Raw genomic sequence first — 13275 nt, 5'->3', positions numbered from 1 at the left:
TGCGCTCGGCGCCGGCATGAGAGCCCAAGCACGCTGCGCTGATGATTCGTTCGCTGCGCTCACTCATAGCGGATCCTCGGGTCGAGTACGGCGTACAGGACGTCCACCACCAGGTTCGAGACCAGGTAGACCACGACGAGCACGCTGACGATGCCCACCACCAGGGGGCCGTCCTCGGTGCGGATGCCGCGGAAGAGGTTGAAGCCCACGCCGGGGATGTTGAAGACGCCCTCGGTGATGATCGCGCCGCTCATCAGGTTGCCCAGTTCCACACCGAGGAAGGTGACCACCGGGATCAGCGAGTTGCGCAGCACGTGGACGACGACGATGCGCCGCTTGACCAGGCCCTTTGACCGGGCGGTCCGGACGTAGTCGGCGCGCAGGTTCTCCGCCACCGAGGCCCGGGTGAGTCGTAGGGCGGTGGCCAGCGACAGCGAGCCGAGCACGATGCCCGGCAGGAGGAGCGCGTAGAACGTCGGGTCCGAGCCGGCGGTGGGTGGGAAGAGCTGCCACTTGACGCCGAGGAAGTACTGCGCCAACGGCGCCAGCACGATGGTCGGGATGCCCAGCACCAGCAGGGTCAGCACCAGCGTCGAGTTGTCGAAGATGCTGGCCCGGCGGATGCCCGCGAGCACCCCGGCTGTGACGCCGAAGATGATCGCCACAGCGAGCGCGATGAGCGCGAGCCGCACTGTGACCGGCCAGGCCTGCTGAAGGATGTCTCCGATGTTCCGACCGGTGAGTGACTCGCCCAGGTTGCCCTGGAGCAGGTTCTTCACGTAGTCGAAGTAGCGGTAGAAGAAGCCGCCGACGCCAGTGGCATCCAGGTGGTACTTCTCGGTCAGGTAGGCCCGCTGCGCTGGCGTCACCGGCCGTTCGCCGGCGAGCGCCTGGATCGGGTCGCCCTGCCCGGCGAATGTCAGCGCGTAGACGATCAGGGTGGTCCCGAAGAACGCCAGGACCATCTGCAGTAGGCGCCGCAGGATGTAGCGGAACATGCTTAGCAGTCTCTCCGGAAATGTGCGAAAGGGTCGCAGGACGGCATCTCTGGTCGTACCCGAAATATCCGAGACGTTCCGTCCGGCCCGGGGGAGCCGGCACCACCGACGCCGGGTCCGCTGCTGCGGCCCGGCCCCGGTGGTGCGGTCCGGGCCACCCGGGCTTCGTCGCCCGGATGGCCCGCACCATGGTCAGCTCAGCTGGCTGCTTCGATCTTGACGAGGTTGACCCGCTGGAACAGGTCCATCTCCACGTTCTTGACCTTGGACGAGTGGCCGAACACGTTCTCGCCGAAGCGGAGCGGGATCACCGGCATCTCCTTGGCCAGGATGTCCTCCGCCTGCTGGTACTTGGCGATCGCCTCGTCCTGCGTCTTGGCGGCGGAACCCTCCTTGACCAGCTTGTCGAACTCCGGGTTGCTGTAGCCGTAGTAGTTCGACGAGCCGTTCGTGCTGTACAGCGGGCCGAGGTAGTCCTCCATGGTCGGGTAGTCCATGACCCAACCCATCCGGAACGCACCCACCGGCGTCTTCTTCTCGACCTTGGTCAGCAGGTCGGCGAACTTCGGCTCGACCGAGCCGACCGCGTCCACGCCCAGGTTGGCCTTGAGCTGGTTGACAGTGGCGTCGACCCAGTCCTTGTGCCCGCCGTCGCCGTTGTACGAGATGACGATCTTCGCCGGACCGCCGGCGGCCTGGTAGAGCTTCTTGGCCTCGGTCGGGTTGAACTCGGCGGCCTTGCCAGCGGTGTCCTCCCGGTAGCCCGGCAGGACCGGAGCGACGAAGGAGCGCGCCGACGTCTGCGAACCCTTGAAGACCGACTTGGTGATCTCGTCACGGTCGATCGCCATCGAGATGGCCTTGCGCACGTCCGGGTTGCTGTAGTCCTTGTCGAACGTCGGGAACGCGAGGAACTGGAACGACGACATCGGGCTGGTCTTGTACCGGTCACCCAGGTCGCTCGGCGCGGTGCTCAGGCTCTCGGTCGGGATCGTGGGCAGCACGTCCAGGTTGTCCGCCAGGACGTCCGCGTAGGCCGCGGTGAGCTGCTGGTAGATCCGGAACTCGATGTTCTTGACCTTCGGCTTCTCGCCCGGGTACGCGTCGTAGCGCTCGACGTCGATCTTGCTGTCGTGCTGCCAGGTGCCCTTCATCTTGAAGGGGCCCTGCCCGATCGGCGCCTGCTCGTAGGAGTCCTTGAGCACGCCCGGCGCCGAGAACGCGGCGTCCGGCATCGGGAAGAACGCGTTGTAGCCCAGCGTCGTCTTGAAGTCGATGTACGGCTCCGAGAGCGTCACTGTGAAGGTGAGGTCGTCGACCTTCTTCAGGCCGGACATCTCCTTGGCCTTCGGCGCCTTGTCCTGCAGGTCGGCGTAACCAGCGATCTTCTCGAAGAAGGGGTTGGTGTCCTGACCGTTCGGGGCGTACGCGCCGTAGTTCCAGGCGTTGATGTAGTTCTGGGACGTGACCTTCTCACCGTTGTGGAAGGTGAAGCCGTCCTTGATCTTGATCGTCCAGACCTTGTTGTCGGACGAGGTGATCGACTGCGCGGCGACCTCGTACGGCTTGTTCTGGGCGTCGTAGTCGACGAGCGGGCTGAACAGGCCGGCGATCACCTGCGATCCGGACGTCTCGGTGGTGTTTGTGGGAACCAGGTGCTTCGGCTCGGCGATCTGGATGCTGACCACCGAACTGTCGCTGCCACCGGATCCACCGTCTCCGCCGCTGCCGCAGGCCGCGAGGCCCAGCGTCACCGCGAGCGGGAGGGCGGTCCAGGCGGCGAGTCTACGAACTCGCATTGAGCCTCCTCATCTCCTCACGCTGCGCAGTCAGGCCCGACGCTGGGTTACGCTGCGCAACAAGCCGTAACGGTAGGTCGGCGACGGGGCTTCGACAACGACGCGGTTGCGGGTGGGTAACAGTCCGGGGTTACCTCAGTTGTCGGGAACGAGTGAACCTGCTACCCCAAACCGGGCGTATTGACGTTGAGCTGCGAAAATCCCGGCGAATGACAGTGCGTTCGGCCCCGCCTGGCCGCCTCGACACCGCCTGGGGTGGCCGTCCCATCTCCGCAGTTCCGCCCCGCTCTGTCTGGTTCGACCGTGATCGAATCCACAAATCGTCACCGAAAGTGACTAGCAACACCTCACACACGGTTACTCCAGCGGCAGCCACCCCACCATGGCCCGGGCCGCCCGACGGCAACCCGGCAGTACTGGGCGGCGGACGGCCCGAGCGAGGTCGTCTGATCCGCGGGCGGTGGTCGTGAGACGATTCGGTCGTGACGGCGACGCTTCTGGACGGCAAGGCAACCGCAGCGGAGATCAAGGACGAGCTGCGCATCCGGGTGAAGGCACTCGCGGAACGCGGCATCACCCCCGGGCTCGGCACGGTCCTGGTCGGGGCGGACCCGGGTAGCCAGGCGTACGTCAACGGCAAGCACCGCGACTGCGCCGAGGTGGGCATCGCCTCGATCCGCCGCGAACTGCCGGCCGACGCCACCCAACAGCAGGTCGACGACGTGCTGGCCGAGCTGAACGCCGACCCGGCGTGCCACGGCTACATCGTCCAACTGCCGCTGCCGGGCCACCTCGACACCCAGCGGGTGCTGGAGTTGATCGACCCGGACAAGGACGCCGACGGCCTGCACCCGGTCAACCTGGGTCGGCTCGTGCTCGGCTACGACGGTCCGCTGCCGTGCACGCCGCGCGGCATCGTCGAGCTGCTCCGCCGGCACGACGTGGCGCTGCGCGGGGCCACCGTCGCTGTGGTCGGTCGCGGCAACACTGTTGGCCGACCGCTCGGCCTGCTACTCACCAGGCGCAGCGAGAACGCCACTGTCACCCTCTGCCACACCGGCACCCTCGATTTGGCCTCGCACACCCGGGCCGCCGACATCGTCATCGTCGCGGCCGGCGTACCGGGTCTGCTCACCGCCGACATGATCAACCCCGGTGCGGTGGTGGTGGACGTCGGCATCACCCGCGTGATCGGCGCGGACGGCAAGGGCCGCTACACCGGCGACGTGGACCCGGAGGTGGCCGAGACGGCTGGCGCGCTGGTCCCCATGCCCGGCGGCGTGGGCCCGATGACCCGGGCCATGCTGCTCACCAACGTCGTCGAGCGCGCCGAGCGCGGCTGACCCGCGCCTCGGCGACGCCGAACCAGACGGCGGTGACGTTCGCCCCATCCCGGCGATGGCCGCCGCCCCTGGCCTGATCGGTGCCAGGATGACTGATACGGTCCGGAAAACCGACTGGTATCAGGGAGTGGGACGACCATGGGTAAGAAGGTCACTGTCGTCGGGGCTGGCTTCTACGGCTCCACCACCGCACAGCGCCTGGCCGAGTACGACGTCTTCGACACCGTAGTGATCACTGACATCGTGGAGGGCAAGCCCGCGGGCCTCGCGCTCGACCTCAACCAGTCCCGGGCCATCGAGGGCTTCGAGACCAAGGTGGTCGGCGTGACCACCGGCCCCAACGGTGAGGGCTACGAGAGCATCGAGGGCTCCGACGTCGTCGTGATCACCGCTGGTCTGCCGCGCAAGCCCGGCATGAGCCGGATGGACCTGCTGGAGACCAACGCCAAGATCGTCCGCCAGGTCGCCGAGAACGTCGCCAAGTACGCCCCGAACGCCGTCGTCATCGTGGTCTCCAACCCGCTGGACGAGATGACCGCGCTGGCCCAGCTCGCCACCCAGTTCCCGAAGAACCGGGTGCTCGGCCAGGCCGGCATGCTCGACACCGCCCGGTTCAGCAACTTTGTCGCCGAGGCGCTGAACGTGCCGGTGGCCTCGGTGCGCACGCTGACCCTCGGCTCGCACGGCGACACGATGGTCCCGGTGCCGTCGAAGAGCACCGTCAACGGCAAGCCGCTGCGCGACGCCATGCCGGCCGAGCAGATCGAGGAGCTGGTCGTCAAGACCCGCAACGGTGGCGCCGAGGTCGTCGCGCTGCTCAAGACCGGTTCGGCCTACTACGCCCCGTCCGCCGCCGCGGCCCGGATGGCGAAGGCCGTCGCGGAGGACTCCGGCGAGGTCATGCCGGTCTGCGCCTGGGTCGACGGCGAGTACGGCATCTCCGGCGTCTACCTGGGTGTCGAGGCCGAGATCGGCGCCGAGGGCGTCAAGCGGGTCGTCGAGACCGACCTCGACGCCGACGAGCGCGCCAGCCTCTTGGAGGCTGCCGAAGCCGTCCGCGCCAAGCAGGGCGACATCTCCAGCATGTAGTTCCCGAAACACAGCATCAGCGAAGGGCGCGCCGGCAAACCCGGCGCGCCCTTCGCCGTCCAGCCCCCCACCCGCCCCACCCCACCCAGCCCCACCCGCCCCGGTTGATCAAGAGGTTTGCGTCAGGGATCGCGGTTGTGGTGACGCAAACCTCTTGATCAACCGGGGCTGGGATGGGTGGTGAAGGGGGTGCCGAGGTGGGGGGTGGCCAGGACGGTGGGGGAGTGGGTACGTAGGGCGGTCAGCCGCGAGGTGCGGGCGACTTCCGGGTCTTCCTCGTGGGCGTACGCCAGGTCGGGGTCGACGAGTTGCAGAACGTGCACCAGCAGGTCCCCGGTGAGCAGCATCCGTTCGTCGGCCGAGGTCAGGAGCACGCACTGGTGACCGGGCGTGTGGCCCGGGGTGGGCAGCAGACGTACCGCTGGGGTGAGGGCGGTCTCGCCGTCGACCACCCGGAGCTGGCCGGCGGCGCGCAGGGGCGCGATGAGGCCGGCCGGGAGCCCCGGGTTGAGCGTCTCCGCCGCGTCGAGTTCGGCGCGTTGCAGCAGGTAGCTCGCGTTCGGGAAGTACGGCCGCCCCGGCGTGCCGGTGACCGCCCAGCCGATGTGGTCGCTGTGCAGGTGGGTCAGGACGACAGTGTCGACATCGGCGGGGTCGATGCCCGCTGCGGCCAGCTCGGCGGGCAGTCGCCCGGGCACGGGCGCCCAGCTCGCGGCGGGTGCGTCGGCTGGGCCGATCCCGGCGTCGACAAGCGTGACAGGCCCGTCGCCGGCGCGGATCGCGAAGCTGCGGAATGGCAGCCACCACTGCCCGTCGGCGGTCACCGAGCCGGGGTCGCGCCGGTCGGCCTCCGCCCAGTGTGCCGCTGTGGCCTGCGGAAACGCTTCCGCGCGAGGCTGGAAGAAGGCACCCTCACCGTCGGTGAGCGCGGTGACCGTGATAGACCCGAGGGTGCGGTTCAGTGGCATCGGACGATGATTCCAGGGCATTCCTGTTCCGCGCAGCCCGGTTCCGCCGGCCGGTAGAGGCCGGCTGGGGGCTGCCGGCCCAATTGCAGTACGCTCGTACTGCTTGAGCACGTGTCCCCCGAGAGGAGCGCCGGCCGATGGCGAAGATCAAGGTAAACAACCCGGTCGTAGAACTCGACGGCGACGAGATGACCCGGATCATCTGGAAGCAGATCCGGGAGCAGCTGATCCTGCCCTACCTCGACGTCGACCTGCACTACTACGACCTGTCGATCCAGCACCGCGACGAGACCGACGACCAGGTCACGATCGACGCCGCCAACGCCATCAAGGAGCACGGCGTCGGCGTCAAGTGCGCGACCATCACTCCGGACGAGGCCCGGGTCGAGGAGTTCGGCCTGAAGAAGATGTGGCGGTCGCCCAACGGCACCATCCGCAACATCCTCGGCGGCGTCGTCTTCCGTGAGCCGATCATCATGTCCAACGTGCCGCGGCTGGTCCCCGGCTGGACCAAGCCGATCATCATCGGCCGGCACGCCCACGGTGACCAGTACAAGGCCACCGACTTCGTTGTCCCCGGCCCGGGCACGGTGACCATCACCTACACCCCGGCCGACGGCGGCGCGCCGATGGAGATGGAGGTCGCCAACTTCCCCGGCGGCGGCATCGCCATGGGCATGTACAACTACGACGAGTCGATCCGGGACTTCGCCCGGGCGTCTTTCCGGTACGGGCTGGACCGCAACTACCCGGTCTACCTGTCCACCAAGAACACCATCCTCAAGGCGTACGACGGTCGGTTCAAGGACCTCTTCGCCGAGGTGTTCGAGAACGAGTTCAAGGCCGAGTTCGACGCCGCCGGCATCACCTACGAGCACCGGCTGATCGACGACATGGTCGCCGCCGCGCTCAAGTGGGAGGGCGGCTACGTCTGGGCCTGCAAGAACTACGACGGTGACGTGCAGTCCGACACCGTCGCGCAGGGCTTCGGCTCGCTGGGTCTGATGACCTCCGTCCTGCTCTCCCCGGACGGTCGTACCGTCGAGGCCGAGGCCGCGCACGGCACCGTCACCCGGCACTACCGGCAGTACCAGAAGGGTGAGAAGACGTCGACCAACCCGATCGCGTCGATCTACGCCTGGACCCGGGGCCTGGCCCACCGGGGCAAGCTGGACGGCACGCCGGCGGTCACCGAGTTCGCCAACACCCTGGAGCAGGTCATCGTCGACACCGTCGAAGGCGGCCAGATGACCAAGGACCTCTCGCTGCTCATCTCGCGCGACGCCCCGTGGCTGACCACCGACGAGTTCATGAACGCGCTCGACGAGAACCTGGCCCGCAAGATCGCTGCCTGATCCAGGCGTACCGCGTCATCGGAGCCCGCCGGCACCTCAGCCGGCGGGCTTCGGCGTGTCAAGCGCCGCCGCGCCGATCGGCGTCACTGCGGCCGGCGCGCCTCGTTGACCAGGATGGACGAGATGCCAGTCGCGTCCAGGAAGGTTGACCACGGTCGACCCGCGGCACCCGTGCGCCGATCAGCCAGCCTTCCCGGCTGTGCCGTGCACAGCCAGCCGTCCCTTCCCTGCGGGGGGCCCTGTCCCGGGCCCCCCGCGCCCTGTTTCCAGCCAAGCTCAGGCCGCCCACCACGCTCAGGCTGCCCACCACGCTCAGGCTGCGCACCAAGCTCAGGCCGCGCCAAGCTCAGGCCGCGCGCACAGCAGGGTTGCTCAGGCGGCGCGCAGCAGGTCGGCGGCGCGTTCCGGAGCGATGTCGTTGATGAAGACGCCCATCCCGGACTCGGAGCCCGCCAGGTACTTCAGCTTGTCCGTGGCCCGTCGGATGCTGAACAGCTGTAGGTGCAGGTGGCCCAGTTCGCGGTCGACCCGCACGGGAGCCTGGTGCCAGGCCGAGATGTACGGCATCGGCATGTCGAACAGGCCGTCGAAGCGGCGCAGTAGATCCAGGTAGAGCGACCCGAAGGCGTCCCGCTCGCTGTCGCTGAGCGCCGGGATGTCCGGCACCACGCGGTGCGGTGCGACGTGCACCTCGAACGGCCAGCGGGCGGCCGCCGGGACGAACGCCGTCCAGTGTTCGTTCTCCGTGACCACCCGGTCGCCGGTGGCGCGCTCGGCGGCCAGCACGTCCGCGTACAGGTTGCCCCCGCCGGTCCGCTCGGCGTGCCGGCGCGCCGCGGCCAGCAGCGCGCGGGTGCGCGGCGTCACGAAGGGGTACGCGTAGATCTGGCCGTGCGGATGGTGCAGCGTGACACCGATTTCAACGCCCCGGTTCTCGAAGCAGAAGATCTGCTCGACGCCGGGCAGCGCGCCGAGCACCTCGGTCCGGTCGGCGAGGGCGTCCAGCACCGTGCGGACCCGGCGCGGCGGCAGGCTGGCGAAGGAGGCGTTGTGATCCGACGTGAAGCAGACCACCTCGCACCTGCCGAGGCCCGGCCGGACCGGTGTGAACGGGGTGATCTCCCCGGGCTCCTCGGCCACCCGACCGCTCAGCGACGGGAACCGGTTCTCGAAGACCACCACGTCGTAGTCGGGTGCGGGGATCTCGGTCAGCCGGTCGCCCACCGAAGGGTCGAGAGGGCACTCGTTCGCCGGCGGGAGGAAGATGCGGGTCTGCCGGTGCACGGCGACCGCCACCCACTCGTCGGTCAACGGGTCGTAGCGCAGTTGCGACGCGGGGGGAGGTGGCGGCAGGTCCCTGCGGTCCGGCTGGTCGCGGACCGCGTCGTCGCGCTCGTCGAAGTAGATCAGCTCCCGGCCGTCGGCCAGGTTGATCGCGGTGCGCTTCACGGCGCCGTCCCCTCAGTTGTCGGCGTGCGCGTCACGCGGCCCGCCCCCTGTTGCCTTCACCATGATCAATTCGCCCACGTGTTCGCCGAGTACCCGTCGTGCGGGTGGAGGCAACCGGTCGTCGCTGACCAGTACGTGGGCCGCCGCCAACCCGACGATCGAGGAGATGCCGACGGTGCCCCACTTGGTGTGGTCGGCGAGCACCACAAGCTGGTCCGCCGCCGCCACGAGCGCCCGATCGGTCTCCGCCTCCATCAGGTTCGGGGTGGTGAAGCCGGCCCGCTCGGTGATGCCGTGGACGCCCAGGAAGAGCAGGTCCAGGTGCAGTGACCGGACGGCCCCGACCGCGAGCGGACCGACCAGCGCGTCCGACGGTGTGCGTACGCCGCCGGTGAGCACCACCGTCTGGTCCGTGCGGCCACCGGCGTGCATGATCTCGGCCACCGGCAGCGAGTTGGTCACCACTGTCAGCTCGGGCACGTCCACCAGCCGGCGGGCCAGCTCGGCCGTGGTGGTGCCGGCGGAGAGCGCGACCGCCGCTGCCGGGCGGACCAGCTGAGCGGCCCGGTCGGCGATGGCGGCCTTCTCGGGCAGTTGGCGGACCGACTTGGCGCGGAAGCCCGGCTCGTCGGTCGAGCTTGGCCCGGTCGTGGTGGCGCCGCCGTGCACCTTGGCCAGCAGGCCGCGCTCGTGCAGCGCATCGAGGTCGCGCCGGATGGTCATGTCGGACACGCCGAACTCGGCTGCCAACTCGCTGACCCGGACGCCGCCGGTCGAGCGGACCCGCTCCAGGATGGCAGCCTGCCGCTGCTGAGCGAGCATCCGCCGTGCCTCCCCGAGCGTCCACGTACCCTCACGCGGTCAAACGTGTTCCAACAAAGATGAACACTAGCGCGTGCCGCTCAGCTGTGGAAGGAACGGGTACGGCGACGCCTCAGGCGGTGGCGATCTTCAGCTCCACCCAGCCGGTCTCGGTCAGATGGTGCAGCACTGCCTGCACCGCGTCCGCCACGCTCAGGTCGGTGGTGTCGAGCACGAGATCGGCGTCGGTCGGCTCCTCGTACGGGTCGTCGATGCCGGTCATCCCGGTGAGCAGGCCGGCCCGCGCTCGCGCGTACAGGCCCTTGCGGTCCCGCCGCTCGCACACCTCCAGTGGCGTGGCCACGTGCACCAGCACAAAACCCGATCCGGCGGCGAGGGCCATCTCCCGGGCGGTGGCCCGGGCCGCCGCGTACGGGGCGATCGGACAACAGATGCCCACCCCACGGTGCCGGGCGATCTCGGCGGCAACCCAGCCGATCCGCCGGACGTTGAGATCCCGGTCGGTCTTGCTGAAGCCCAGCCCGGCGGAGAGTTCCCGGCGCACCACGTCCCCGTCGAGCAGGGTCACCGTGCGGTCGCCGCTCTCCCGTAACGCGTCCGCCAGCCCTCGGGCGATCGTCGACTTGCCGGAGCCGGAGAGACCGGTCAGGAAGACCACCAGCCCGCGCTGCCGACGCGGCGGCCGGGCCCGGGCCAACTCCCGTGCCACAGCGGGCGGGGTGTGCCACTCCGGCAGCGGGAAACCCCGGTCGAGCAGGTCGTCGATCTCCGGCTGGGTCAGCGCGAGCCGGCGGTTGCGCGGTGGGATGTCCTCCCGCCAACGCCACTGCCCGTCCCGGTTGTCGTAGGCGAGTTCGCGCGGCACCAGCACCCGCAGCCCGGCGCCGGAGAGCATCTCCCCGGTGGAGAGCAGATGGGTGACCCCGTACGCGGCCGAGACCCGGGCGCGCAGCAGCGCGTCGCTGATCTCCTCGCGTCGGTGCGACAGCGGCACCGCGACCAGGGTGGCGGGTGGCATCCGGTCCCGCGCGGCGAAGATCGTACGGACCAGCGCCTCCGGCGGAAGCCCGTCTGCGCCGCCCTCGCCGACCGGGATCATCACGAGCAGGTGAGCGGCCAGGGTGCGGGCGGCGTGGGCGATCTGGGCGAGCTGTGGACGATGCAGCGGCCGGTCGGCGATCACCCCGAGCACCCGCCCCGGGGGCAGCAGCGCACGGACCTCCTCCGGGTTACGCCGCAGGCGCTGGAACGGACCGTGCCCCCCGTCGCCCAGCCGCCGAACCTGGCCGCCAACTCCCGCCACGCCCTCGCGGACCGGCCAGACGTCGGCCACGTCCAGGGCGGCCGTCGGTGCGCCCTCCCCGTCGGTCAGCACGAGCGCCCGGCGGGCCGGGTCGCGCGGATCGAAGCTCTGCGCCAGGGCGGCCGGCACCTGGAGGACGACAGCGACCTGCCACGGTGTGCCGTCGGCCAGCCGGCCGCGTCGGCTGACCGAGACCAGGTCGGCGCGGGTCATGAAACCGGTCAGAGGGGCGTACGCGCCGGTCAGCAGCAGCTCCAGATCCGCGAGCTCACCGGGACGTGGCGTGTACGCCGGTGCGTCCCGTAGCACCTCGTCGGGCAGCACCCAGCCGTTGCTCATCCACACCCCCCACTCGCTGACCGGCACACAGTTTCGCAGCCGACCGCCCATCGGTCGAGGGCGCCACTCCAAGACCCCCGCGGGCGGATCAGCGCTTGATCCGTCGGCCTACCGCGGACCGCACCCGGTTCCACACCTTCCGCTCGTCGCGGATCCGGGGTCGCGAGCCGTCGGCCCGGCAGATGAACACCAACGGCAGCCGCGCGTCCTCGGTCCAGCCCACGTTGGTGATCCGGGCCTTGAGCTGCCAGCTGCCCCTGGTCCGGCCGCCGTTGAGGGCGGCGAAGTCGATGGTGGCGGTGGCCCGGTGCACCAGGTGGACGGTGTCCGCTCCGGTCGTACCGGTGATCCGCTCGGTCTGGAAAGTGTTCGGAATGAAGATCTCGGCGCCGGTCTCCCGGTGGCGGGCCACCAGGTCCAGGCGGGCCTTGCGCACCTGCGCGGTGGCGTCGAGCACCTCGGGGGTGACCTCCTCCATCGGGAGCATCAGCACGTCGCGGCCATCGTCGGCGCGGAACCCGACAGGCTGGTCCGCGGCGCGCAGCTCGGCGGCGACGGTCACCGTGACGGCGTGGTCGACACGTTGGAATTCATCGACAGTGCCGTGTGCGGCGATGCCCGCCTCCCAGCGGGCAAGCCTGCGCAGGTCCGCGACGCGCCCCTGCTCGGCCAGGTACGCCACGGCTCGCAGCAGGGGCGGCAGACCACCGGCGACGCCCGGAGCGAAGCGGTCCTGGATGATCTTCTGGATCTCCAGCGCGACCTGCTCCAGCCACGCCTCGGGAGCGTTCAGCAGCCGCTTGCCGCGCAGCCGGCTGAGCATCTCGTTGCGCATCCAGCGCCGGTGCAGCCGGTCCCGCAGCGGGCCCGGCTCGGTGTTGGCGTCCACCACGTCCAGCGCCTCCCGCACGCTGGCGAAGTAGCTCGCCGGGTCCAGCTCGCCCGCTGTGACGTTGCGCGCGTCGCCCCGCTGGACGTGGTGGTAGCAGACGTAGTCGGACAGCACTGAGGTGCGCCGGGACAGGAAGTAGGCCCGGATGACCATCGAGTGGTCCTCCAGCCGACGCTTGCCGCCCTCCGGGAACCGCAGATCATGCTCGTTGAGGAACGACCGCCGGAACAACTTGTGACAGGTCAGGCTGTCGACAAGGGGGGAGTTGCCGAGGGTGGCGTCGAAGCGGTTCTTGCGGAACAGCTCCCGCGGCACCGGGCGTCCGTACCCGGCCATCTTCCCCACCACGATGTCGGCGTCGTTCGCCTTTGCGCAGGCGTAGAGCCGCTCCAGTGCCTCGTCGGCGAACCAGTCGTCGTCGTCGGCGAAGAAGACGTACTCGCCGCGGGCGTGCTCGACGCCGAGGTTGCGCGGCCGCGACGGCCAGCCGGAGTTCTCGATGTGCAGCACCCTGATGTGCGGGTGCTCGGCGGCCAGCCGGTCCAGCCGCTTCGCGGTGCCGTCGGTCGAGCCGTCGTCGACGAAGATGGCTTCGAACTCGTCGGCGGGCAGTGACTGGCGCAGCAGCGAGGCAGCGAGCTTCTCGATGTGTGGACCGCAGTTGTACGCCGGCACCACGACGCTCACCTTGGGGACGCCCACCTCGGCCATCAGGATCCCTCCCGCGTCGTCGGTCGATCACCGGGCGGGTCGAGCCGCCTGGTGAACGGGAGGTGAATGGTGTCACCTTGGACGGGTCTTTCCCAAGGCGGGGTCGGGTCGAGTGCGGGACCGGCGGAAACGTGGCGTGAGCCGCAGCGGGGGACCTTAGGGGTCCGGCGGGGAAAGGATCAGGGGAGTGCCGGGGGCGTGCCGGTG

10 protein-coding genes are annotated in these 13275 nt (G+C 69.6%); 3 read left to right on the top strand and 7 right to left on the bottom strand.

All coding sequences use genetic code 11. The features are described from left to right. Positions 1-59 precede the first annotated feature (59 nt). Both MED01_RS10530 and MED01_RS10525 read right to left on the bottom strand, forming a co-directional pair. Positions 60-998, bottom strand: coding sequence for an ABC transporter permease (locus MED01_RS10530; protein WP_238658631.1), 939 nt, complete (start codon positions 996-998; stop codon positions 60-62). Between the two features lie 197 nt (positions 999-1195). Further along, on the bottom strand, positions 1196-2797 hold the full coding sequence (locus MED01_RS10525) for a peptide ABC transporter substrate-binding protein (protein ID WP_238668324.1): 1602 nt from the start codon (positions 2795-2797) through the stop codon (positions 1196-1198). Between the two features lie 482 nt (positions 2798-3279). On the opposite strand from MED01_RS10525, the gene MED01_RS10520 reads away from it, so the two are divergent. Both MED01_RS10520 and MED01_RS10515 read left to right on the top strand, forming a co-directional pair. Further along, the gene (locus tag MED01_RS10520) at positions 3280-4140 is read left to right on the top strand and encodes a bifunctional methylenetetrahydrofolate dehydrogenase/methenyltetrahydrofolate cyclohydrolase (protein ID WP_238668323.1); all 861 of its coding nucleotides are present in this window, start codon (positions 3280-3282) and stop codon (positions 4138-4140) included. Between the two features lie 138 nt (positions 4141-4278). Then, entirely contained in the window at positions 4279-5229 is a 951-nt protein-coding gene (locus MED01_RS10515; protein ID WP_112583765.1) for a malate dehydrogenase, read from the top strand. 158 nt (positions 5230-5387) lie between these two features. Here MED01_RS10515 and MED01_RS10510 read toward each other — a convergent pair whose 3' ends face one another. Further along, positions 5388-6197 (bottom strand): MBL fold metallo-hydrolase, encoded by an 810-nt coding sequence (locus tag MED01_RS10510; protein WP_238668322.1) that lies wholly within the window; start codon positions 6195-6197, stop codon positions 5388-5390. Positions 6198-6334: 137 nt separating this feature from the next. On the opposite strand from MED01_RS10510, the gene MED01_RS10505 reads away from it, so the two are divergent. Then, complete coding sequence (locus MED01_RS10505) at positions 6335-7552, top strand: NADP-dependent isocitrate dehydrogenase (protein WP_238668321.1); 1218 nt, start codon at positions 6335-6337, stop codon at positions 7550-7552. Between the two features lie 372 nt (positions 7553-7924). Here MED01_RS10505 and galT read toward each other — a convergent pair whose 3' ends face one another. The 4 genes from galT to MED01_RS10485 all read right to left on the bottom strand — a co-directional run bounded on the left by galT (position 7925) and on the right by MED01_RS10485 (position 13068). After that, on the bottom strand, positions 7925-9001 hold the full coding sequence (galT, locus tag MED01_RS10500; protein ID WP_238668320.1) for a galactose-1-phosphate uridylyltransferase: 1077 nt from the start codon (positions 8999-9001) through the stop codon (positions 7925-7927). Between the two features lie 12 nt (positions 9002-9013). Next, positions 9014-9823, bottom strand: a complete 810-nt coding sequence (locus tag MED01_RS10495) for a DeoR/GlpR family DNA-binding transcription regulator (RefSeq protein WP_238668319.1) — start codon at positions 9821-9823, stop codon at positions 9014-9016. Between the two features lie 112 nt (positions 9824-9935). Next, positions 9936-11465, bottom strand: a complete 1530-nt coding sequence (cysC, locus tag MED01_RS10490) for an adenylyl-sulfate kinase (RefSeq protein ID WP_238668318.1) — start codon at positions 11463-11465, stop codon at positions 9936-9938. Positions 11466-11553: 88 nt separating this feature from the next. Further along, positions 11554-13068: a glycosyltransferase family 2 protein gene (locus MED01_RS10485; RefSeq protein ID WP_238668317.1), complete on the bottom strand. Its 1515-nt coding sequence runs from the start codon at positions 13066-13068 to the stop codon at positions 11554-11556. Positions 13069-13275: the final 207 nt, after the last annotated feature.

Origin of the sequence: Micromonospora alfalfae (assembly GCF_022230925.1) — a bacterium.
In the GTDB taxonomy this organism is placed as follows: domain Bacteria; phylum Actinomycetota; class Actinomycetes; order Mycobacteriales; family Micromonosporaceae; genus Micromonospora; species Micromonospora alfalfae.
This window is presented reverse-complemented; position numbering and strand designations above follow the sequence as displayed.

What these genes read in the sequence shown, in the direction of transcription:
- MED01_RS10530 (WP_238658631.1), bottom strand. Translation starts at nt 998, where the DNA reads ATGTTCCGCTACATCCTGCGGCGCCTACTGCAGATGGTCCTGGCGTTC.
- MED01_RS10525 (WP_238668324.1), bottom strand. Translation starts at nt 2,797, where the DNA reads ATGCGAGTTCGTAGACTCGCCGCCTGGACCGCCCTCCCGCTCGCGGTG.
- MED01_RS10515 (WP_112583765.1), top strand. Translation starts at nt 4,279, where the DNA reads ATGGGTAAGAAGGTCACTGTCGTCGGGGCTGGCTTCTACGGCTCCACC.
- MED01_RS10510 (WP_238668322.1), bottom strand. Translation starts at nt 6,197, where the DNA reads ATGCCACTGAACCGCACCCTCGGGTCTATCACGGTCACCGCGCTCACC.
- MED01_RS10505 (WP_238668321.1), top strand. Translation starts at nt 6,335, where the DNA reads ATGGCGAAGATCAAGGTAAACAACCCGGTCGTAGAACTCGACGGCGAC.
- MED01_RS10495 (WP_238668319.1), bottom strand. Translation starts at nt 9,823, where the DNA reads ATGCTCGCTCAGCAGCGGCAGGCTGCCATCCTGGAGCGGGTCCGCTCG.
- cysC (WP_238668318.1), bottom strand. Translation starts at nt 11,465, where the DNA reads ATGAGCAACGGCTGGGTGCTGCCCGACGAGGTGCTACGGGACGCACCG.
- MED01_RS10485 (WP_238668317.1), bottom strand. Translation starts at nt 13,068, where the DNA reads ATGGCCGAGGTGGGCGTCCCCAAGGTGAGCGTCGTGGTGCCGGCGTAC.